18 protein-coding genes are annotated in these 20,936 nt (G+C 73.5%); 14 read left to right on the top strand and 4 right to left on the bottom strand.

Annotation, left to right across the window (positions count from 1 at the left end):
* Position 1 precedes the first annotated feature (1 nt).
* From AW270_RS17775 to AW270_RS17785, 3 genes are read right to left on the bottom strand one after another with little or no spacing between them, the layout of a single operon-like run.
* Positions 2 to 3,715, bottom strand: coding sequence for a non-ribosomal peptide synthetase (locus AW270_RS17775; protein WP_061295459.1), 3,714 nt, complete (start codon positions 3,713 to 3,715; stop codon positions 2 to 4).
* Entirely contained in the window at positions 3,712 to 4,797 is a 1,086-nt protein-coding gene (locus tag AW270_RS17780) for a M20/M25/M40 family metallo-hydrolase (RefSeq protein WP_061295460.1), read from the bottom strand. Before AW270_RS17780 ends, AW270_RS17775 begins: the two co-directional genes overlap by 4 nt.
* The gene (locus AW270_RS17785; RefSeq protein WP_061295461.1) at positions 4,794 to 5,648 is read right to left on the bottom strand and encodes a RimK family alpha-L-glutamate ligase; all 855 of its coding nucleotides are present in this window, start codon (positions 5,646 to 5,648) and stop codon (positions 4,794 to 4,796) included. Before AW270_RS17785 ends, AW270_RS17780 begins: the two co-directional genes overlap by 4 nt.
* A 191-nt stretch (positions 5,649 to 5,839) precedes the next feature.
* On the opposite strand from AW270_RS17785, the gene AW270_RS17790 reads away from it, so the two are divergent.
* The 14 genes from AW270_RS17790 to AW270_RS17855 all read left to right on the top strand — a co-directional run bounded on the left by AW270_RS17790 (position 5,840) and on the right by AW270_RS17855 (position 18,816).
* Positions 5,840 to 6,586 (top strand): sulfotransferase-like domain-containing protein, encoded by a 747-nt coding sequence (locus AW270_RS17790; protein ID WP_157522162.1) that lies wholly within the window; start codon positions 5,840 to 5,842, stop codon positions 6,584 to 6,586.
* Between the two features lie 83 nt (positions 6,587 to 6,669).
* The gene (locus AW270_RS17795; protein WP_218009253.1) at positions 6,670 to 7,251 is read left to right on the top strand and encodes a beta-sandwich domain-containing protein; all 582 of its coding nucleotides are present in this window, start codon (positions 6,670 to 6,672) and stop codon (positions 7,249 to 7,251) included.
* Positions 7,248 to 8,252, top strand: coding sequence for a BtrH N-terminal domain-containing protein (locus AW270_RS17800; protein ID WP_061295464.1), 1,005 nt, complete (start codon positions 7,248 to 7,250; stop codon positions 8,250 to 8,252). Before AW270_RS17795 ends, AW270_RS17800 begins: the two co-directional genes overlap by 4 nt.
* Complete coding sequence (locus AW270_RS17805) at positions 8,252 to 9,541, top strand: DegT/DnrJ/EryC1/StrS family aminotransferase (RefSeq protein ID WP_061295465.1); 1,290 nt, start codon at positions 8,252 to 8,254, stop codon at positions 9,539 to 9,541. Before AW270_RS17800 ends, AW270_RS17805 begins: the two co-directional genes overlap by 1 nt.
* Positions 9,538 to 10,362, top strand: a complete 825-nt coding sequence (locus tag AW270_RS17810; RefSeq protein WP_061295466.1) for a transketolase — start codon at positions 9,538 to 9,540, stop codon at positions 10,360 to 10,362. Before AW270_RS17805 ends, AW270_RS17810 begins: the two co-directional genes overlap by 4 nt.
* Positions 10,359 to 11,300: a transketolase family protein gene (locus AW270_RS17815; protein ID WP_061295467.1), complete on the top strand. Its 942-nt coding sequence runs from the start codon at positions 10,359 to 10,361 to the stop codon at positions 11,298 to 11,300. Before AW270_RS17810 ends, AW270_RS17815 begins: the two co-directional genes overlap by 4 nt.
* On the top strand, positions 11,297 to 11,482 hold the full coding sequence (locus AW270_RS17820) for a hypothetical protein (RefSeq protein ID WP_061295469.1): 186 nt from the start codon (positions 11,297 to 11,299) through the stop codon (positions 11,480 to 11,482). The genes AW270_RS17815 and AW270_RS17820 overlap by 4 nt, the downstream gene beginning before the upstream one ends.
* Before the next feature lie 2 nt (positions 11,483 to 11,484).
* Entirely contained in the window at positions 11,485 to 12,510 is a 1,026-nt protein-coding gene (argC, locus tag AW270_RS17825; RefSeq protein ID WP_061295471.1) for an N-acetyl-gamma-glutamyl-phosphate reductase, read from the top strand.
* Between the two features lie 12 nt (positions 12,511 to 12,522).
* Entirely contained in the window at positions 12,523 to 13,341 is an 819-nt protein-coding gene (locus tag AW270_RS17830; protein WP_061295473.1) for a [LysW]-aminoadipate kinase, read from the top strand.
* On the top strand, positions 13,338 to 14,609 hold the full coding sequence (locus AW270_RS17835; protein ID WP_061295475.1) for an MFS transporter: 1,272 nt from the start codon (positions 13,338 to 13,340) through the stop codon (positions 14,607 to 14,609). Before AW270_RS17830 ends, AW270_RS17835 begins: the two co-directional genes overlap by 4 nt.
* Complete coding sequence (locus AW270_RS17840) at positions 14,606 to 15,646, top strand: GNAT family N-acetyltransferase (protein ID WP_061295477.1); 1,041 nt, start codon at positions 14,606 to 14,608, stop codon at positions 15,644 to 15,646. Before AW270_RS17835 ends, AW270_RS17840 begins: the two co-directional genes overlap by 4 nt.
* The gene (gene rocD / locus AW270_RS17845) at positions 15,643 to 16,845 is read left to right on the top strand and encodes an ornithine--oxo-acid transaminase (protein WP_061295479.1); all 1,203 of its coding nucleotides are present in this window, start codon (positions 15,643 to 15,645) and stop codon (positions 16,843 to 16,845) included. The genes AW270_RS17840 and rocD overlap by 4 nt, the downstream gene beginning before the upstream one ends.
* Positions 16,838 to 18,070: an ATP-grasp domain-containing protein gene (locus AW270_RS17850; RefSeq protein ID WP_218009254.1), complete on the top strand. Its 1,233-nt coding sequence runs from the start codon at positions 16,838 to 16,840 to the stop codon at positions 18,068 to 18,070. The genes rocD and AW270_RS17850 overlap by 8 nt, the downstream gene beginning before the upstream one ends.
* Positions 18,067 to 18,816 (top strand): SDR family NAD(P)-dependent oxidoreductase, encoded by a 750-nt coding sequence (locus AW270_RS17855; protein WP_061295483.1) that lies wholly within the window; start codon positions 18,067 to 18,069, stop codon positions 18,814 to 18,816. Before AW270_RS17850 ends, AW270_RS17855 begins: the two co-directional genes overlap by 4 nt.
* Here the strand turns inward: AW270_RS17855 and AW270_RS17860 are convergent.
* Complete coding sequence (locus tag AW270_RS17860; RefSeq protein WP_061296151.1) at positions 18,809 to 20,935, bottom strand: MMPL family transporter; 2,127 nt, start codon at positions 20,933 to 20,935, stop codon at positions 18,809 to 18,811. The genes AW270_RS17855 and AW270_RS17860 overlap by 8 nt on opposite strands.
* Position 20,936: the final 1 nt, after the last annotated feature.

Below are 20,936 nucleotides of genomic sequence, written 5' to 3' on the forward strand. Positions count from 1 at the left end.
GTCAGAGCGTCCGTTCGATCTCGGCGACGATCCGGCTCAGGGCCGGTTCGGCGAAGAGGGTGTAGTGGTCGCCGGGCACCTCGTGGCTCGCGAAGGGGCCCGTGCACACGTCCCGCCACTGCTGGTCGAAACCCGGCTTGGGCGAGGCGGCCAGCAGGGTGACCGGGCCGCCGTAGGGGCCGGAGGGGCGGTAGTCCTGGAGGGCCAGCGCGCAGGCGCGGAAGACGGCGTAGCGGTCGTCCATCAGCTCGTCGTCGGCGGAGACGTCCTGGCCGGTCAGCCGGGCGACGTCGTGGGCGAACCGCCGCCGGATCGTCGGCTCGTCCAGGTCGTGCGGATCCTCGTCGTGGAAGGCGTCGAGCAGCACGACCGGCGGCCGGGCCCCGGTCTCCCGCTCCAGCAGCCTGGCGACCTCGAAGGCGAGCACTCCCCCGTAGGACCACCCGGCCAGGCAGAAGGGCTCGGGGGCGTCCTTCAGGGCCGCCGCGATCTCGGCGGCGGTCGCGGGGATGCTCTCGGGCGGGGCGGTGGCGGGGAAGCCGGCCACGCCGACGCCCTCGCGCAGCGCCCGGACCAGCGGCACGTAGCAGAACAGCTCGCCGCCGGACGGGTGCACCAGGATCAGCCGCGCGGGCTCCGGCCCCCGCATCCGCACGGCCTTGCCCTCGGAGACGTCCGCGGAGGCGGAGTCGATGGCGGCGGCCAGGTGCGCGACGGTCGGCGAGACGAAGAAGTCGGCGAGCGACACCTCCACGCCGAACCTGCGGTTGATCGCCGACATGAGCTGCGCGGCCTGCAGGCTGTTGCCCCCGACCTGGAAGAAGTCGTCGTGGACGCCGAGCCGGTCGTCGCGCAGCAGCGGGGCGACCACGTCACGGAGCAGCGCCTTCTCGGTCGCGGTGCGCGGCTCGTCGGCCGGTCCGTCGCCCGCCGACCGGGGGTCGGGCGCGGGCAGTCGCCGCCAGTCGACCTTGCCGCTGCTGGTGAGCGGCAGCTCGTCCAGGACGACGAAGAACGAGGGGATCATGTACGACGGCAGCACCGTCGCCAGGTGCTCGCGCACCGACGGCACCCGGTCCCCGGGGATGCCCGTGACGTAGCCGACCAGGTGTTTCGCGCCGGTGTCGTCGCTCCACGCCCGCACCGTCACCGGGCCCACGCCGGGCACGGCGGCCAGCGCCGACTCCACCTCGCCGAGCTCGATCCGCAGCCCCCGGATCTTGACCTGCTGGTCGAGGCGCCCGAGGAAGACCAGGCGGCCGTCGGGCAGCCGTTTGACCAGGTCGCCGGTCCGGTAGAGCCGTCCGCCCGGCGCGGTGCCGAACGGGTCGGCGACGAACTTCTCCTCGGTCAGCCCGGGCCGGTCGAGGTAGCCGCGCGCCAGCCCGGCCCCGCCGATCACCAGTTCGCCGGGCACCCCGACCGGCACCTGGCGCAGGTCGCGGTCCAGCACGTGGGCGACGTGGTTGGCCATGGGCAGGCCGATCGGCGGGGAGGCGTCCCAGGTGCCCGCGCACTCCTCGACGATCATCGTCACGGTGCACTCGGTGGGGCCGTAGCCGTTGAACAGCCGCCGGCCCGGGTTCCACCGGTTGACCAGCTCGCCGCTGAACGCCTCGCCGCCGACGAACGCGATCCGCAGGTCGGTGAACCTCTCCGGCGCGAGCAGCGGCATCACGGTCGGCGGCAGGTCGATGACGGTGATCCCCTGGCGTTCCATGAGCGCCTGGAGCCGGTCGATGGACAGCCGTTCGTCGTCGGTGGCGACGCACAGGCGGGCCCCGGTCAGCAGCGCCGAGAACGTCTCGAACACCGACACGTCGAAGGTCGCCGAGGCGAAGCCGAGCACCCGGTCGGCCGGGGTCAGGCCGAACAGGTCCCGCGTGGAGTCGGTGAAGTTGACCACGCCGCGGTGTTCGAGCAGGACCCCCTTCGGGCGGCCGGTGCTGCCGGAGGTGTAGATGATGTACGCCACGTCGTGCGGCCGGGCCGCCAGGGGCGGGTTGTCCTCGGGGAGGCCGGCGCTCAGGTCGTCCACGATCACGACCGGGGCGGCGACGTCGGCCACGGTCGTGGCCACCTCGCGGTGCGCGACCACCGCGCGCAGGTCCGCGTCGGCGGCGATCTCCGCGACCCGGGCGGGCGGGTGAGCCGGGTCGAGCGGCACGTAGGCCGCGCCGGTCTTGAGGACGGCGAGCATCGCCGCCGGCAGGTCGAGGGTGCGGCGCAGGCACAGGCCGACCCGCGCGCCGGGCCCGGCGCCGTGCTCGCGCAGCAGCGCCGCGAGCCGGTTGGCGCGGGCGTTGAGCTCGGCGTAGGTGGTCTCCCGGTCCTCGGCGACCACCGCCACGCTGTCGGGAGCCTCGGCGACCCGCGCCTCGAACTGTTCCACGATCGTGGTCTCGCGGATCGGCCGCACGGGGCCGCTGCCGACCTCGGCAAGGAACGCCCTCTCCGAGGGGCTGAGCATCTCGGCGGCCGACAGCGGGGCGTCCGGGTCGGCGGTCAGGGCGCGGAGCAGCGCGTCGTAGTGGCGGGCGAACCGGGCGACGCTCTCCCGGTCGAACAGGCCGGTGTCGTACGAGACCCGCAGCCGCCTCCCCCGCAGGCTCCAGCTCATGTCGAAGCGGGAGTCCCCGGCGGGCACGTCCTCCTCCGAGGCCACCAGCCCCGGGAAGCCGGGGGTGACCGGGTCCTGCGCGCCGAAGGTGATGGGGAAGGCCGGTTCGGCCGGCGGCGGGGCGTCGAGCGCGTCGGAGGCGGCCCGGCTCACCCGCCGGACGAGCTCGCGGAAGGCGGGGTCGCCGGAGACGTCCACGCGGAGCGGTCGCACGGTGGCGAAGGGCCCGATCACCGAGGACACGGAGTCGAAGCGCCGGTTCGGGTCGGGCGAGCCGATGACCAGGTCGTCGAGGCCGCAGTAGCGCCGCAGCAGCGTGAGGAAGGCGGCGGCGCAGACGTCGGCGGGGGTCGCGTCCTCCTCCTGGGCGAGCTGCCCGGCCCGCTCCAGTCCTTCGGGCCAGAGCTCGAAACCGGCGACCTCGAACGACGGGGCGAACGACGGGGCGCCGCCCCGGGGCCGGTCGGTCGGGAACTCCAGCACCTCGGCCCCGGCCAGGACGTCGCGTCCGGCGTCGGCGCGCTGGTCGCGCTGCCACGCCGCGTAGTCGGGGTAGTGGACGGGCAGGTCGGGCAGCTTCGGGTCGCCGCCGTAGACCTCGGCCAGTTCGCGGGTCAGCACCCCGATCGACGCCTCGTCGAAGATCATGGGGTGGGCGGCGAAGTGGAGCACGTGCTCGTCCGGCGCGACCCTGACCAGGGCGGCGCGCCACAGCGGGGCCCGTTCCGGGTCGATCGGCCCGAGGTCGGCCGCCACGTCGAGAAGGGGCAGCTCGACCGGGACCGCCGGGGCCACGACCTGCGCCGGGCGGCCTTCGCGTTCGACGATCGCGGTGCGCAGCGCCTCGTGCCGGGCCACGACGGCGGCCAGCGCCGACCGCAGCGCCCCGACGTCGAGGTCGCCGTGGAGCCGGAGCCGCAGCCCTGCCTCGGACGCCGACGTCAGGCTCTCCTGGGCGGCCGACAGCGGGACCGGGCCGGTGTTCCCGCGCGGGGCCGGGCCGCGCCGGGCCTCGGCCTGCTCCTTCAGCAGCGCGAGGAACCGGGTCCGGCGCTCGGCGGGGAGCGCGGCCAGGCGCTCGGACATGCCGGTCATCGCAGGCTCCTCTCCGGCAGCCGCGCCAGTTCCGCGATGGCGATGGACAGCACGTCGATGCCGCGCAGGTAGTCCGACAGCACGATGTGCTCGTCGTCGGCGTGGTCGAGCCGGCTGTCGCCGGGACCGTAGGTGGCCATCGGGATGTCCCAGACCTCGGCGAGGGTGTTCATGTCGGAGGTGGCGGTCTTGACGACCAGCCGGGGCTGGGCGTGCAGCCGCCGGATGCCGGTCACCAGCGCCCGGACGGCGGGATTGCCCCGCCCGGCCCGGCAGGCCGCCACCGAGTTCAGCACCTCCAGCTCGCCGAACGGCAGCCGGTCGCGCAGCCCGCGCACGAGGGCGTCGGCGTCGAACCCCGGCGGGGTGCGGACGCTGAGGTCGGCCGTGGCGGTGGTTAGGTCGGCGTTGAGCTGGCAGAGCGTCGCGCCCGGCCGGGCGAACACGTCGTGGCCCACGTCGGGGCCGAGCAGGTCGACCAGCGCGTTCCAGCAGGCGACGGCCAGTTCGGAGGCCTTCGGCATCGGGTTGCTCGGATGGGTGGCCGGGCACCGGACGGTGTAGCGCAGGTCGAGCTTGCCCTTGTAGCCGAGCACCACGCTCGACCAGCCGCTCGGCTCGCCCACGATGAGCGCGTCGGGGCGGTCGTGGGTGGCCCTGATCGCCATCGCGCCGCGCGAGCGCGGGGTCTCCTCCTCCACGACGCCGATCACCACGATCCGGCCGGGGAAGTCGGCCGCGCCGGCCGCCGCGCAGATCATCGCGGCGAGGGGGCCCTTGGCGTCCACCGCGCCCCGGCCGTAGAGGCGGCCGTCGACGGAGCGGACGGGGATCCGTCCGGGGACGGTGTCGAGGTGGCCCAGCAGCATCAGGGTGGGGCCGGGACCGCGCTCGATCACGCCGACGACGTTGCCCACGCCGTCGATGTGCGCCTGGAAGCCCAGGTCCTCCATCGCCTCGGCGAGGAAGTCGGCCAGCGCGCGTTCCTGGTAGGACGGGGAGGGGATCTCCAGCATCCCGCGCAGCAGTCCGGCGGCGTAGGTCTCGGTGATGTCGCCGGACGAAGTGAATGCCCAGTTCATCGGTGCGCCCGTTCCAGTAAGTGTTCGACGATGTGGTCCGCGACGTCGACCCGGCCGCCGAGCGCCGACTGGAAGCCGGAGAACTCGACCCGGTGGTTGACCTCCAGCACCAGCAGCCGTCCGTCGTGGTCCTCGATCAGGTCCACGCCCGCGATGTCGGCGCCGACCGAGGCGGCGGCGTCGATCGACAGCTTGGTGATCTCCGGGGTCGTCTCGCACGGAAGGGTCCGGCCGCCGAGCGCCACGTTGGTGCGCAGCCCGTCGCCGGTCCGGTAGACCGCGCCGACCAGGTGGCCGCCGACCACGACGGCCCTGATGTCCCGGCCGGGCTTGTCGATCATTTCCTGGACGTATCCCAGGTGCGACTGCGGGCCGGGCAGCGCGGAGACGTACTCGAAGACGCCCTCGGCGGCGGCGCGGTCGGGCAGCCGGACCACCAGCCGCCCCCACGAGCCGACCAGCGGTTTGATCAGCGCCGGATAGCCGATGGACTCCAGTGCGTCCAGGGCCGCCTCCGGGGTGAGGCCGAGGGCGGTGCGCGGAGTCGGCAGCCCGGCGGCCTCGAACGCCAGGGTGGTGCGCCACTTGTCGCCGCACACCTCGGTCGCCTCCGCGCTGTTGACCACCTCGGCACCGGCCGCGGTCAGGCAGCGGGCGGCGTAGGCCGCGCGGTACTGGCCGATCTCCCGGTTCAGCACGAGGCCCCAGGGCAGGTCGCGCCGCCCGGCGGTGAACCACTGCCGGCGCGTGTCGATGTGGTCGTAGGGCACCGCGCGCCGGTCGAGCGCGTCGAAGAGCCTCTTCTCGTCGGCGCCGACCCTGCTGGCGAGTACCGCGATCCCGGTTGACACGTGACCTCCCCGTAATAGGCGTCGCAAGCGACGTTACGGGGCGTGCCGTGATAGGCGCGTCCGCGACAAGTGCAATTCCGGGGAAGCGTCATGTTGACTCTCCCGGCCTGCGGCTGCGTGTTTCGCTTACCCGGCTTACGAGAGGCCCGTGCCATTGTTGACGAATAAGACAATGAGCGGAAGGAGAAATCGTGGAACGCATTCCTGAGCGATTACCGGTGCTCGCGCTGTGGAGCGCGCCGCGCTGCCGCTCGACCGCGTTCGCGCGGATGATGGCGGAGCGGAACGACCGCGTCGTCGTCCACGAGCCGTTCTCGTTGGTGGTCGACTTCGGCGAGGTGAAGGTCGGCGACCGGGTCGCCCGCACCGAGCAGGAGGTGCTGGCCGCGCTGCGCGCCCTCGCGGCGCGGACGCCGGTGTACTTCAAGGACACCACGGACTTCCACTATCCGGCGCTGCTCGCCGACCGCGACTTCCTCGCCGCCGCGACGCACACGTTCATCGTCCGGCACCCCGCCGAGGCCATCGCCTCGCACGTCAGGCTCAATCCCGACCTCGGGCGCGACGAGATCGGCTTCGCCCGCCTGTACGAGATCTTCGACGCCGTCCGGTCGGCCACCGGGGTGACCCCGGTCGTGGTCGACTCCGACGACCTGCTCGACCGGCCGGCCGAGACCGTGCGGGCCTACTGCGCGGCGGTCGGGATCCCGTTCGTGCCGGAGGCGCTCAACTGGCGGCCGGGCATGCGGTCGGAGTGGCAGACGACCAGCCGCTGGCACGAGTCGACGAGCCGGACCACCGGCTTCGCGCGCGGCGGGGGCGGCGGCCCCGGGAATGCCGCCGAGAAGGTCGCCGAGGACCCGGTGCTGCGGGCCCACCTCGAATACCACCTGCCCTACTACGAGCGGCTGCGCGACGCCGCGCTGAGGCCCGAATAGTCAGCGTGATTACCCCCGGCCATTTCACGGTAATCACGGCGCGGATGGAAACAGCGGAACAGCGACCTACATTGGAAAATGCCATGAGCTTTCTACTTGAGCCGGTCGACATCTCCGGCCATCTCAACAACACGGGCATCTCCGCGGCGACGGACACCAAATCGGGAGCTTTCAACGTCTGGGGGAACTCGTTCGCCGCCGAGTACCTGCCCGGGGGCGGCGACCTCGTCCACGTGGCGGGGGTGCCGTTCCGGTTCCCGCCGGTCGGCGACGGGCCGGACAACATCCGGTGCGCCGGGCAGTTCCTCACGGTGCCCGAGGGCCGCTACGACTGGGTCCACGTGCTGGCGGCGGCCGAACGCCGCTGCGAGGACGTCGTCGAGACCCACTACGCCGACGGGTCGGTCGACGCCGAGCCGCTGCGGGTCTCCGACTTCTGGGCGGCCCCGGCCTGGTTCGGCGAGGTCAAGGCGTTCGAGAGCCTGGTCATGCACTACCCCCACCACGTGCAGCGCGGCGTGTCCGCGGTGATGTGGGCGCAGCGGGTGCCGGTGACCAGGCGCGCCGATCTGACCGGGCTGAGGCTGCCGCGCAACGCCGCGGTGCACCTCTTCGCGGTGACCCTCCAGCGGGTGACACTCCAGCGGACGGAGGCGGGCGCATGACGTACACGACCACAGGGGCGGAGCCCGAACTCTGGTACCGCGACCTGATCAGCTGTCTCCAGGCCACGTTCGGCACGCTGCTGGCGCGGGAGGGCGCCGACCCGCTGGCCGTTCTGGGCGCGGGCTGGCGGTTCCTGCACATCCCCGGCGACGTCAGGTCGGAGGAGTTCTACTACCCCTGCCCGGACGGCGACGCCGACCTGGGGGCCGCCCTGGCGCCGCACCACGGGCTGCACTCGCGCTGGTGGCAGCCCGCCGACGAGGACGACCTGTGGGCCGAGATCCGCGAGAGGCTGGCCGCCGACCGGCTGGTCATCGCCGCGGTGGACAACTTCCACCTGCCGTTCCGGCCCGCCTACGGCGACGTGCACGCCGCCCACCTCGTGGTGGTCTACGGCCTCGACGAGGTCCGCGGCCTGGTGTACGTCTCCGACGCGATGCCGCCCGCGTTCAGCGGCGCGGTCCCCATCGAGGCGTTCCTGCGCAGCTGGGGGTCGGCGAACCCGACCGACGTGCAGGACGCGTTCTTCAGCGACTCGCGGATCGGCCGGCGCTGCCTGGACGTCTGGCTCGACGCCCCGCCCGCGCCGCTGACCCCCGAGCTGCTCGCCGGGTGCATCCGCGCCGACAGCGAGATCTTCGCCGACGCGGGGCTGGCCGGTTTCGACGCGTTCGCCGCCGACCTGGTCGGACGGTGCCGGGCCGGGGACGCCGGCGCGCTGCGCGAGCTCTACCCCTTCGGGTGGGGCATGCAGGCGCAGGCCTCGCTGCACGGCGAACTGCTCCGCCGCTGCGGCCGGGAATGGGGCGACCCGGCGCTCGCGGGAGCCGGACGGGCGGTCGAGTCGGTCGCCCACGCGTGGACCGGGCTGCGGATCACCGGCGCGCACGGGCTCGGGGACGCCGAAGCCGCCTCGGCCGACATCGCGCACCACGCCACCGTGCTGCGCGGCAGATACGGGGAGGCGGTCGACGCCGTGACCTCGTGGAGAGGACTGTGATGAGCAAGCTGGCAGCGTTCGGGGGCACCGCCGCCGTGCCGAAGGACCGGCGGCGCGTCGACTGGCCGTTGATCGAGGACGAGGACCGCAAGGCCGTCCTCGACGCGCTCGACGGCGCCCGGCTGGTGTCCAACACCGACGGCGCCAACCCGGTGTCCACCCTGGAGGAGAACTGGGCCCGGCACTTCGGCTTCGACCACTGCGTCGCGGTGGCCAACGGCACCGCCGCCCTGTCGCTCGCGCTGGCCGCGCTCGGCGTCGGCCCGGGCGACGAGGTGATCGTGCCCGCCCTGAGTTTCATCGCCACCGGGCTCGCGCCGGTGCACCAGATGGCCGTCCCGGTGTTCGCCGACGTCGACCCGGTCACCTTCAACCTCGACCCCGGCGACGTCGAGCACCGGATCACCCCCAGGACCAAGGCGATCATCCCGGTGCACCTGCACGGCGCGCCCGCCGACATGGACCGGATCACCGACATCGCCCGCCGCCACGGCCTCGCCGTCGTCGAGGACGCCGCGCAGGCCCCCGGCGCGACCCACCACGGGCGGCCGGTCGGCGGGATCGGCGACGCCGGCGCGTTCAGCCTCCAGGTCACCAAGAACATCCCGACCTGCGGCGAGGGCGGCCTGCTGGTGACCCGCGACGCCGCGCTGGCCGAGGCGGTGCGCAGGGGCCGCCAGTTCGGCGAGGTGATCGAGGCCGGCCGCGACCGCGACTACGTGTCCTACGGCCTGGGCTGGAACCACAAGATGAACGCCATCCAGGCCGCGTTCGCCGACGCGCAGCTCAGCCGCTTCGACGACTACGAGCGCGCCCGGCAGCGCAACGTCACCGAGTTCCTGGCGCGGCTCGCCGTGCTGCCCGGCCTGCGGGTGCCGGCCACGCTCCCCGACACCACCCACGCCTGGCACATCCTGCGGTTCCGGTTCGACCCGGCCGCGTTCGGCCTCGACGGGACCCCGCCTGAGGCGCTGCGCGCCGCGCTGCGGCGGCTGCTGCGCGCCGAGGGCGTGCCGATGTCGCAGTACCAGCTCATGCCGCTGCCCGACCAGAAGGTGTTCGTCGACCGCGTCGGATTCGGCTCCGGCCACCCCTGGTCGGTGACCGGCGGCGGCGAGCCCGACACGGACTTCCCGGTGACCCGCGCGATCATCGCCGACTCGCTCACCCTTCAGAAGCGCCACCTGCACCCGGGGTCGGGCGACCTGCTCCGCCTCTACGCCGACGCCTTCGAGAAGGTGTGGGCCAACCCGGACCTGGTGGCCACGCTCGCGAAGGCGGCGTCATGACCGGGGTGGCGACGGACACGCTGGAGGCCGTCGCGGCCCGGATCCGGGCGCACGTCGTCGACATGTGCGCCGGGCCCGAAGGCGGCCACCTCGGCGGGGCGTTCTCCTGCACCGAGGTGCTCACCGCGCTCTACTTCTCGGTCCTGAACGTCGACCCGGAGCGCCCCGACGACCCCGACCGCGACCGGTTCCTGCTCAGCAAGGGCCACGCCGCCGTCGGGCTCTACGCGACGCTGGCCGAACGCGGCTACTTCCCGACCGAGGAACTGGCCGGTTACGGGCGGCCCGGCAGCAGGCTGATGGGCCACCCGGTCCGCGCGGTGCCCGGCGTGGAGCTGCCGACCGGCTCGCTCGGCCACGGTCTCGCGCTGGCCTGCGGGTTCGCGCTGGCCCACCGCTACGCCGGCCGGGACGCGCGCAGCTTCGTGCTGCTCGGCGACGGCGAGCTCCAGGAGGGTTCGGTGTGGGAGGCGGCCATCGCCGCCGCGTCGCTGCGGCTCGACCGGGTGGTCGCCGTGGTCGACCGCAACGGGCTGCAGCTCACCGGCTCCACCGAGGGGATCGCCCCGATGGAGCCGCTGGCCGACCGCTGGCGCGACTTCGGCTGGTCGGTCCGCGAGGCCGACGGCCACGACCCGGTCCTGCTCGCCGAGCATCTGGCCGCCGCGCCGTGGGAGCCGGGCAGACCGAGTGTGCTGATCGCCCGTACGGTCAAGGGCCACGGGCTCCCGTTCCTCGAAGGCCGCGCCGCCAGCCACTACGTGACGCTGTCGGAGCGCAACCACGCCCGCGCCCTCGGCGCGCTGGAGGACGCCCGATGAGCCGCGCGACCCGGGAGGCCTACCGCGACCGGCTGCTGCCGCTGATGGCCGAGCACCCCGAGCTGATCTGCCTCGACACCGACACCGGCCTGTTCAACGCCGACTACGTCACCGCCGCCGGCGACCAGTACCTCAACCTCGGCATCGCCGAGCACAACCTGATGGGCATGGCCGCCGGGATGGCGGCGTGCGGCCGGATGCCGTTCGTCAACACGATGGCCGCCTTCGCCACCTCGCGCGCGCTCGAACCCATCAAGATCGACATCGCGTACAACCGGCTGCCGGTCCGCATCATGGCCACCCACGGCGGGCTGGCCGCCGGGCACCTCGGCCCGACCCACCAGGCGCTGGAGGACCTCGCCGTCCTGCGGGTGCTGCCGGGGATGACCGTGGTGGTGCCCGCCGACGCCGCCGCCACGGAGGCGTTCGTCGAGCAGAGCGTCGACCTGGAGGGCCCTCTCTACGTGCGGCTCGGCCGCAAGCCGACCCCGCCGCTGCCCGCCGCCGCTCCCCCGGTCATCGGCCGGGCGCAGACGCTGCGCGAGGGCGGCGACGTGGTGCTGGCGTGCTGCGGCCCCTATCCGGTGCTCGCCTGCCTGGCCGCGGCCGACGTGCTGGCCGGGCACGGCGTCGAGGCGACCGTGCTCAACCTGCACACGCTCAGCCCGTTCGACGCCGAGACGCTGGTGGCCGCGGCGCGACCGGCCCCGCTCGTGGTGACCGTCGAGGAGCACTGGCGCTCCGGCGGCCTCGGCGGCGCGGTGGCCGAGGCCCTGGCCGAGTCGGCGCCCACGCGGGTGCTGCGGCTGGGCATGCCCGACCAGTTCGTCGACGAGGTCGGCAACCAGGAGCACCTCGTCGACCACTACGACCTCACCGCCGACCGGGTGGTGCGGACGGTCCGCACCGCCCTCGACCAGAAGGAGACGATCGGATGACCCAGCAGATGACCACCGTGCGCACCTGCCCCGAGTGTGAGGACGAGGTGCAGATCAGGGATTCGGCCCGGCTGAACGAGATCGTCGAGTGCGCCGGGTGCCGGAGCGAACTGGAGATCGTGGCGCTGAGCCCCGTGGTCCTCGTCCTCGCCCCGGAGGTCGAAGAAGATTGGGGTGAGTGACCATGATCCGCGTCGCCGTGATCGGGGCCGCCGGGTACATCGGCGGTGAGCTGCTCCGGCTGCTCATCACCCACCCGAAGGTCGAGGTGGTGGGCGCGGTGTCCTCCCGCTTCCCTGGCAAGCGGGTCGACGGGGTCCATCCGAACCTGCGCTCCTTCACCGACCTGCTCTTCTGCGCGCCGGAGGACCTGGAGGAGTGCGACGTCGTCTTCCTCGCCACCCCCCACCGCGCCGCCATGACCCAGATCGACCACTGGAACGACCGCGCCAAGCTGGTCATCGACCTCACCGGCGACTTCCGGCTGGACGACACCGAGGTCTACGAGCAGTACTACGGCACCGAGCACGCCGCGCCGCACCTGCTCGACGACTTCGTCCCGGGGATTCCTGAGCTCTACCGGGACGACCTGCGCGGCGCCGACCTGATCAGCGTGCCCGGCTGCATGGCGGTGGCGGGCGTGCTCGCCCTCTACCCCCTCGTGGAACGGGACCTGGTCGACTCCTCGGCCCAGTTCGACGCGCGCACCGGCTCCAGCGGTTCGGGGGCCACCGCGGGCGAGGGGAACCTGCACGCCGAACGCAGCGGGGCGATGCGGGTGTTCGCCCCGACCGGGCACCGGCACGAGGCGGAGATCTCCCGGCACCTCGGCATCCCGGCCGCCATGACGGCGACGGGCGTCGAGGCGGTGCGCGGCGTGCAGACCATCTGCCACGCCGAGCTCCAGCCCGGCGTCGACACCTCGGAGGTCCGCCGGGCCTTCCGTGAGCAGTACCGGGACGAGCCGTTCGTCCGGCTGGTCGCCCAGCAGCGCGGCACCTTCCGCTACCCGGAGCCCAAGATCCTCGTGGGCTCCAACTTCTGCGACGTCGGCTACGCCGTCGACGAGGAGGCCGGGCGGCTGTCGACCATCGCGGCGCTGGACAACCTGATGAAGGGGGGCGCGGGCAACGCGATCCAGTGCCTGAACGTCCGCATGGGCTGGCCGGAGTCGCTCGGCCTGTCCTTCCCCGGCCTGCATCCCGTCTGAACTGGAGACACCGTGATCGTCGTCAAGTGCGGGGGCAACTCGGCCGTGGACGCCGCGGGCATCTGCGCCGACGTCGCCGGGCTCGTCCGCGAAGGGCAGCCCGTCGTCCTGGTGCACGGAGGTTCCGGGGAGATCGCCCGGCTGTCCGGGGACCTCGGGGTGCCCAGGCGCACCCTCGTCGCCCCCGACGGGGTGTCCACCAGGTACACCGACCCCGCGACCCTGGAGGTCGTCGTCCTCGCGCTGGCCGGCGCGGTCAAACCGAAGCTCGTCGCGGAGCTGTCCCGCCTCGGGGCGCCCGCGGTCGGGCTCACCGGCCTGGACGGCGGCATGCTGCGGGCCCGCCGCAAGTCCGCCGTCCGGGCCGTGGTCGACGGCCGGACCACGCTGGTCCGGGACAACCTCAGCGGGCGGCTCACCGAGGTCCGCACCGAACTGCCGAAGACCCTGCTGCGCGCCGGCTTCGTGCCGGTCGTCTCGCCGCCCGCGGCCGACGAGCAGGGGCAGCCGGTGAACGTCGACGCCGACCGGGCCGCGGCGGCGCTCGCCGCGGCGCTCGGCGCCGACCGGCTGGTGCTGCTGACCGGCGCGCCCGGGGTGCTCGCCGATCCCGGCGACGACGCCAGCCTGCTCGACAGCTACGAGGTGCCGCCGACCGGCGCGCCCGGCCGGTTCGCCGCCGGGGGCATGGCCCTCAAGCTGGTCGCCGCCCGGGAGGCGCTGGCCGGTGGGGTCGGGTCGGTCCGCATCGCGGACGGGCGGGTGTCCGAGCCCGTCAGCCGGGCAGTGGCCGGGCGCGGCACCATCGTCCGGCTGGGAGCGGCGTCATGAGCGGGCAGACCACCGAACAGCGGGAGCGGCCCGGGAGCCTGTGGCGGCACCGCGACTTCATGCTGCTCTGGTCCGGGGAGACCATCTCCCAGACCGGGGCGCAGATCTCGCTGGTGGCCGTGCCGCTGACCGCCATCACCGTGCTGCACGCCGGGCCGACCGAGGTCGCCCTGCTGACCGCGCTGCAGTACGCGCCGGTCATCCTCATCACCCTGTTCGCCGGGGCCTGGCTCGACCGCCACCGGCGCAAGCCGGTGCTCGTCGTGACGAACCTGATCCGGTTCGCGCTGATCATGCTGATCCCGCTGAGCTACCTGACCGATCTGCTCTCGCTCGGCCTGCTGTACGCGGTGACCTTCGGCGTCGGCCTGCTGATGGCGGTGTTCGACGTCGCCTACGTCGTCTACCTGTCGTCGCTGGTCTCCCGCGACCAGCTGATCGAGGCCAACGCCAAGCTCGAAGGGACCTACTCGATCGCGCAGATCGGCGGCCCCGGCATCGGCGGGGTGCTCGTGCAGGCGGCGACCGCCCCCGTGGCGCTGGTCGCCAACGCCGCGACGTGCCTGTTCGCCGCCCTGGCGTTCGTCGGCATCCGCAAGCAGGAGGTCGTGGCGGCGCCGGAGGGCGAGCGGCCGTCGATGCGGGCCGAGATCGCCGACGGGTTACGGGCGATCCTGCGCCACCGGGTGCTGCGGATGCTGGCCGTCCAGGCCGCGCTGTTCAACCTGTTCGAGCAGATCGTGCTCACGCTCTATCTGCTGTTCGGGGTCCGCGAGCTGCGGCTCGGGGCCGGTCAGCTCGGCCTGATCCTGACCACGGCCAGCGTCGGCGGCCTGATCGGCGTGCTGCTGTCCGGGCGGGCCGCCGCCGCGATCGGCACAGGCCGGTGCATCGTCATCTCGATGGTGGTCAGCGCGGCCGGGCTCGTGGTGGTGCCGTTCGCCCCGGCGACGCCGGTGCTCGCGGTCGTCGTGCTGGTCGGCGGTTTCGTCGTGTACGGCTTCGGGCTCGGCATCTTCAGCGTCCACTCGCTGAGCGTGCGGATGGCCCAGGCCCCGCCCGAGCTGCTCGGCCGGATCACCGCGACGTTCCGGCTGCTCATCTACGGCACGATCCCGATCGGCGCGCTGCTCGCCGGGGTCCTCGGGAACGTGTTCGGCGTCCGGGCGGCGATCATGCTGGGCGCGGTTCCGCTGCTCGTGCTGTCGACGCTGTTCTGGTTCAGCTCGGTACGCCACGCCGACCTCTCGATCGGAGGAGACCGATGACCACATGGGACCAACGGGCGGGCCGCGACTTCTACTCCAGCTCGAACTGGCTCGGCTTCTGCGCCACCGAGCACGGCGCGAAGGCCGACACGGTGATCTCCGGTGACGTCGCCGTCCCGGTGTTCACCGGGGGCGACCTGGCCGGGGGGTCGTACGACTGGAACGCCAAGCTCACCGAACGGTCGCTGCCGGCGCTCCCGTCCGAGGGGCTCCTCGTCGGCCCGTGCGAGGGCTACCAGACGCGCGTCCTCGGGCCGGGGCCGGTCGACGGCCTGCTGGCCGAGCTCCGCGCCCGCGACCGGACGTGCGTGGCGATGTACCTCGACACCGACGGGGTCCGCCGGTTCCGCGCGGCGGGCGTGCAGGCGCCGCCCGTCCTGCTCGACTGCGACGCCTGGATGCCGGTCCCCGAGGGCGGCTACGAGGGGTGGCTCGCCACCCTGAGCGGGAAGCGGCGGACCGCCGTCCGCAAGGAGGTCAACGCCTTCACCTCGGCCGGCTACCAGGTCAGGCACGTGCCGCTGCGCGAGTGCGCCACGGACATCGCCCCTCTCGCGGTCACCACGGAGGCCAAATACGGCTTCCACGCCGAGACCCAGGACGACATCGCCACCTTCCGCAACCACGTGGAGTGCCTCGGCGACGCCGCGACGGTCGCGCTGTGCCTCCTGGACGGCGAACCCGTCGGCTTCTGCCTCTACTACGTCTGGCAGGACACGGTCTTCCTGCGCTGGGCCGGTTTCGACTACTCCCGGCTGCGCGACGCCTACGAGTACTTCAACCTGCTCTATTACGAGCAGTTCCGCTGGGCGTCCGACCGGGGGATCCGGTGGATCCACGCCGGGATCAAGGCCACGAAGGCCAAGGTGGCGCGCGGCGCCGCCATCCATCCGCTCTGGCTGCTCGACCTCGGGGCCGACAGTCCCCTCGTCGGCGCGGAGCAGGCCGTACACGACCACAACTCGGCGTTCCTCGACGAGCTGCTGGCGGACGCCACGCTGGCCCGGGGCATCGCCGACCTGGAGGAATGGAAATGAACGACCAGGAGCACATCGCTCTGGCGGACCGCTGGAGCGCGCACAACTACCACCCGCTGCCCGTCGTGCTGTCGCACGGCGCGGGCGCCTGGATGACCGACGTCAACGGGCGGCGCTACCTCGACCTGCTCGCCGGATACTCCGCGCTGAACTTCGGCCACCGGCACCCCGCCCTCGTCGCGGCGGCCAAGGAGCAGCTCGACCGGCTGACGCTGACCGGCCGTGCCTTCCACCACGACCAGTTCGGGCCGTTCTGCCGCGAGTTGGCCGAGCTGACCGGCACCGAGATGGTGCTGCCAGCCAACTCCGGCGCCGAGGCGGTCGAGTCGGCCGTGAAGATCGCCAGGAAGTGGGCCTACCAGGTCAAGGGCGTGCCCGAGGGCGCGGCCGAGATCGTCGTCGCGGGCGACAACTTCCACGGCCGGACCACGACGATCATCTCCTTCTCCACCGACCCGGAGGCCCGCGACGAGTTCGGCCCGTTCACGCCGGGTTTCACGGTCGTCCCGTACGGCGACGCCGAGGCGCTCCGCGCGGCGATCACCGGCAACACCGCGGCCGTCCTGCTGGAGCCCATCCAGGGCGAGGCCGGGGTGGTCGTCCCGCCGAAGGGCTACCTCACCGAGGTCCGCCAGATCTGCGACGACACGAACACGCTGTTCGTCGCCGACGAGGTCCAGTCGGGCCTGGCCCGCACCGGCGCGACGCTGGCCCTCGACCACGAGGGCGTCCGGGCGGACCTGTACGCCGTCGGCAAGGCGCTCGGCGGCGGGATCCTCCCGGTGTCGGCGGTGATCGGCCGGGCCGACGTGATCGGCGTGCTCAAGCCCGGCGAACACGGCTCGACGTTCGGCGGCAACCCGATGGCGTGCGCCGTCGGCCGCGCGGTGGTGCGCCTGCTGGCCACCGGCGAGTTCCAGGAGCGCTCCCGCGAACTCGGCGCCTACCTGCACTCCCGCCTCAGCGAGCTCGACGGCGTCGCCGAGGTCCGCGGCCGGGGCCTGTGGGCCAGCGTGGAGATCGCCGAGGGCCGCACGGCCGGCCGGAGCGTCTCCGAGGCGCTGGCCGAGCGCGGCGTGCTGTGCAAGGAGTTCCACTCGACCCTCCGGGTGGCGCCGCCACTGGTGATCACCCGGTCCGAGATCGACTTCGGCGTCGACGCGATCGCCGGCGTCCTGGGAGGTGGTCACCGTGGCTGACCGTTTACTGGTGATCGGCGGCAAGGTCCAGCACGTCCGCAAGGCCAGGGAGCTCGGCCTCGACGTCGTGCACGTCCAGTTCCCCGACGAGTTCGACCGCGGCAACGCCCTCTACGTCGACCAGGCGCTCCTGCTCGACTACGGCGACATCGACCGGCTGCTGCCGCTGGCCAGGGCGCTGCACCAGGTCTACCCGTTCCAGGCGGCCGTGTCGCAGTTCGAGCTCGGGCTGCTGCCCGCCGCCCGGATCAACGAGGCGCTCGGCCTGACCGGCGAGTCGGTCGAGACCGTCGAACTGCTGCTGGACAAGTGGCGGATGCGCCGCCACCTGGCCGCGACCGGCGTCAGCCCGGTGGCGTCGGCGGTCGGCCGGTCGGCGCAGGACGTGCGGGACTTCGTGAAGAGGCACGGCCTGCCGATCATCGTCAAGCCGATCCGCGAGTCGGGCAGCCTGGCGGTCTTCCGCATCGACGACCAGGCCGGCGTGGACGCGGTCGCCGACCGGTTCCGCGCCCTCGACGGGCAGTTCGACGCCCGTGACCTGACCGCGTCCGACTCCTTCGACGAGTTCCTCCTGGAGGAGTTCCTCGACGGCCCGGAGATCAGCGTCGAGACGCTGAGCTTCGACGGCCGCCACGTGGTCGTCGCGGTGACCGAGAAGGAGTGCGGCGGTCCGGGCGGCTTCGTCGAGATCGGCCACTCCCAGCCCGGCGCGTGCCCGCCCGAGGTGGTCCAGCTCGTGAGCGACTTCCTCGACGCGGTGGGGCTGCGCAACGGCCCCGGCCACACCGAGGTCATGCTGACCTCGCGCGGCCCGAGGATCGTCGAGTCGCACAACCGCGTCGGCGGCGACCGGATCAACGAACTGGCCGAGATCGCCTACGGCGTCGACATGGAGAGCTACGCGCTGACCGCCGGGCTGGGCGTGCTGGAGCCGCTGACCGCCTCACCCGAGCCCCGGGGCGGCGCGGCCATCCGCTTCCTCACCCCCGAACCGGGCCGGGTCGTCGAGATCACCGGCCTGGACGCCGTCCGCGCCGACCCGGCGTTCGTCGACGTCCACCTGGACGTGGGCCCCGGCGACCAGGTGCCCCCGCTGGTCTGGAACGAGGACAAGGTCGGCTACGTCATCGCCCGGGGGGCGAGCGCCGCCGAGGCCATCGAGAACGGCAAACGGCTGGCCGGGATGGTCCACGTCCGCACCGTGCGGGAGGAGGAGTCATGACCGACTTCACGGGACTGGCCGCGATCGTCACCGGCGGCGCGTCCGGCATCGGCCTGGCCACCGCGAGACTGCTGCACGCCAGGGGCGCCTCGGTGGCCGCGCTCGACCTGAAGCCCGACGGCCTGCCCGACGGCGTCCTGGGCGTCGCGGCCGACGTGACCGACGACGCCCAGGTCAAAGCCGCCGTCGACGGCGTGGCCGAGCGCTTCGGCCGCCTCGACGTGGTGGTCAACAACGCCGGGATCAGCGCGGTCGGCGACGTCGCCGGCAACAGCGACGACGAGTGGCTGCACGTCCTGGACGTCAACGTGGTCGGCATGGTCCGGGTCGCCCGGCACGCCCTGCCGCACCTGCGCCGCTCCCCCGCCGCCGCGATCGTCAACACCTGTTCGATCGTCGCCTGGGCGGGCCTCCAGCAGCGGGTCCTCTACTCGGCCAGCAAGGGCGCGGTCTACGCGCTCACCCTGGCCATGGCCGCCGACCACGCCCGCGAGGGCATCCGGGTCAACTGCGTCGCCCCCGGCACCGCCGACACGCCGTGGGTCGACCGCCAGATGAACGCGGCCGAGGACCCCGAGGCGGCCAGGGCCGCGCTGACCGGCTTCCAGCCGACCGGCCGCCTGGTGACGGCCGACGAGGTGGCCGGGGCGATCGCCTACCTGGCCAGCCCGCTGTCGGGCGCCTCGGTGGGCACCGTGCTCGCCGTCGACAACGGCATGCACGCCCTGCGGCTGCGGCCTAACTGACCGGTGTGCGGGCGCCCCGGCCGCGCGCGCCGCGGCCGGGCGTCCACCAGGTCAGCTCGCCGAGCATCGCCATCGTGGCCGGGACGAGCAGGCAGCGCACGACCGTCGCGTCCACGGCGATCGCGACCGCCAGCCCGACCCCGAACATCTTGATCGTCGGGTCGTTGTTCGGCACGAACGCGAGGAACACCCCGACCATGATGGCCGCCGCCGCCGTGATCACCCGTCCGGTGCCGAGCAGCCCCTCGCGGACCGACCGCAGGTTGTCGCCCGTCTGGTGCCAGCGGCGCCGGACGTCGCTCAGCAGGAACACCTCGTAGTCCATCGACAGCCCGAACAGCAGGGCGAACAGCATCAGCGGCACGAAGCTCGGGATGGGGATCGGGCCCGACAGCCCGATCCACGTCACCCCCCACCCCCACGTGAACACCGCCGTCAGCACGCCGTAGGCGGCCCCGATCGAGATGACGTCCATCACCGCCGCCTTGAGCGCGAGCAGCGGCGCCCGGAAGGCCAGCAGCAGCACCACGACCGACAGCAGCACCACGACCCCGATGACCAGCGGCAGCGTGTCGCTCACCCGCTCGGCCAGGTCGACGCGGGCCGCGACGGCGCCGCCGACGTGCACGGTCATGCCGGGCACCGGCTCGGTCCGCAGCCGGTGGACGAGCCCGGCGGTCGCGGGGTCGCCGCCGGACGTCGACGGAACCGCCTGGACGGTGACCACCCGCCCGTCGCCGGACGGTTTCGGCGGCCCCACGGCGGCCACCCCCGGCTGGGCCCGCACCGCCGCCACGAGCTCGGCCACCCGGGGATCCGCGCTGCCGGTGATCGGTGTCGTCACCCGGCCGAGCACGGTGAGCGGGGTGCCCGTGCCGGGCCCGAACGCCGCCGAGATCGCGTCGTCGGCCTGCCGGACGGCGGTGACCTCCGGTGACGACCCGGCGTCGAGCTGGCCGAGCCGCAGGTCGAACGCCGGCGCGCTGAGCAGGGCCAGCAGCACGACCGCGAACCCGCCCGCCAGCCACGGCCGCCGGGTCACCCGGTCGGCCTGACGGGCCCAGAAACCCCCGGAACCGGCGCGGCGGGTCAGCCGGTTGTGGAGCGTGCCGCCCCGGGCGATCCGGCCTCCGGCGAGCGCGGTCAGCGCCGGGAGCAGCGTGAGCGCGGCGAGCACGGCGCAGAGGACGGCGATCCCGCACGTCCAGGCGAGCGTCTGGAGCAGCGGCACCCCGGTCAGGCTCAGCCCCGCGAGCGCGACCGCGACCGTCACCCCGGCCACGGCCACGGCGGTGCCGGAGTCCCGGGCCGCGCGTTCGATCGCCTCCGGTGCCACCAGACCCGACCGGGTGAGGGCGCGGAACCGGTTGAGCAGGAACAGCGAGTAGTCGATGCCGACCCCCAGCCCGATCATGAGGGCCAGCGTCGAGGCCTGGGCGGGCATCGAGGTCAGGTTCCCCGCCAGGCCCACGACCTGGAGCGTCGCGACCACGGCGAGCGCCGCGGACAGCAGCGCCAGCACCGCGCCGGTCACGCCCCCGAGCGCGGGGAAGAGCACCAGGGCCGCCAGGACCAGGCCGAAGTACTCGTCGCCGGTGCTGCCCGAGCCGTCGATCACCTGCGCGAACGCCCCGCCGGGAAGGACCCGCACGCCGCCCGCGGCCGACCGGGCGGCGTCGGTGACCGCGCGGGCGACGGGCTTGGTGAGCTCCGCCCGGCGGACGTCCACGCCCACCGTGAACCAGCCGGTGCGGCCGTCCGCCGACAGCGACCCCTCGGGGGCCGAGGGCGGCCGGACCGTCGTCACGTGGGCGACGCCCCGGAGGGAGGCGGCCGTCGCAGCCAGCACCCCGGAAAGGGTCTGCGCGTCCTCGGCCACCAGGATCACGGTGCCGGTGGTGAGCGGGGCCTCCGGCGTCGCGGTCAGGTCGCGGACGAGCTGGGAGTCGGTGCCCGGCAGGCTCACGTCGTTGTCCGTCGGCGTGCCGACGGCCCGCGCGCCCAGCACCAGCGCCGCCACGAGCAGCACCCACGCGCCGATCACGGCGAACCGGCGGCGGACGCAGAACCGGCCCAGCGCGGCGACCGCGCGGGCCGCCCCGCCGTCATGTGCGTCCATG

The organism is Herbidospora cretacea, assembly GCF_001570605.1.
Taxonomy (GTDB): domain Bacteria; phylum Actinomycetota; class Actinomycetes; order Streptosporangiales; family Streptosporangiaceae; genus Herbidospora; species Herbidospora cretacea.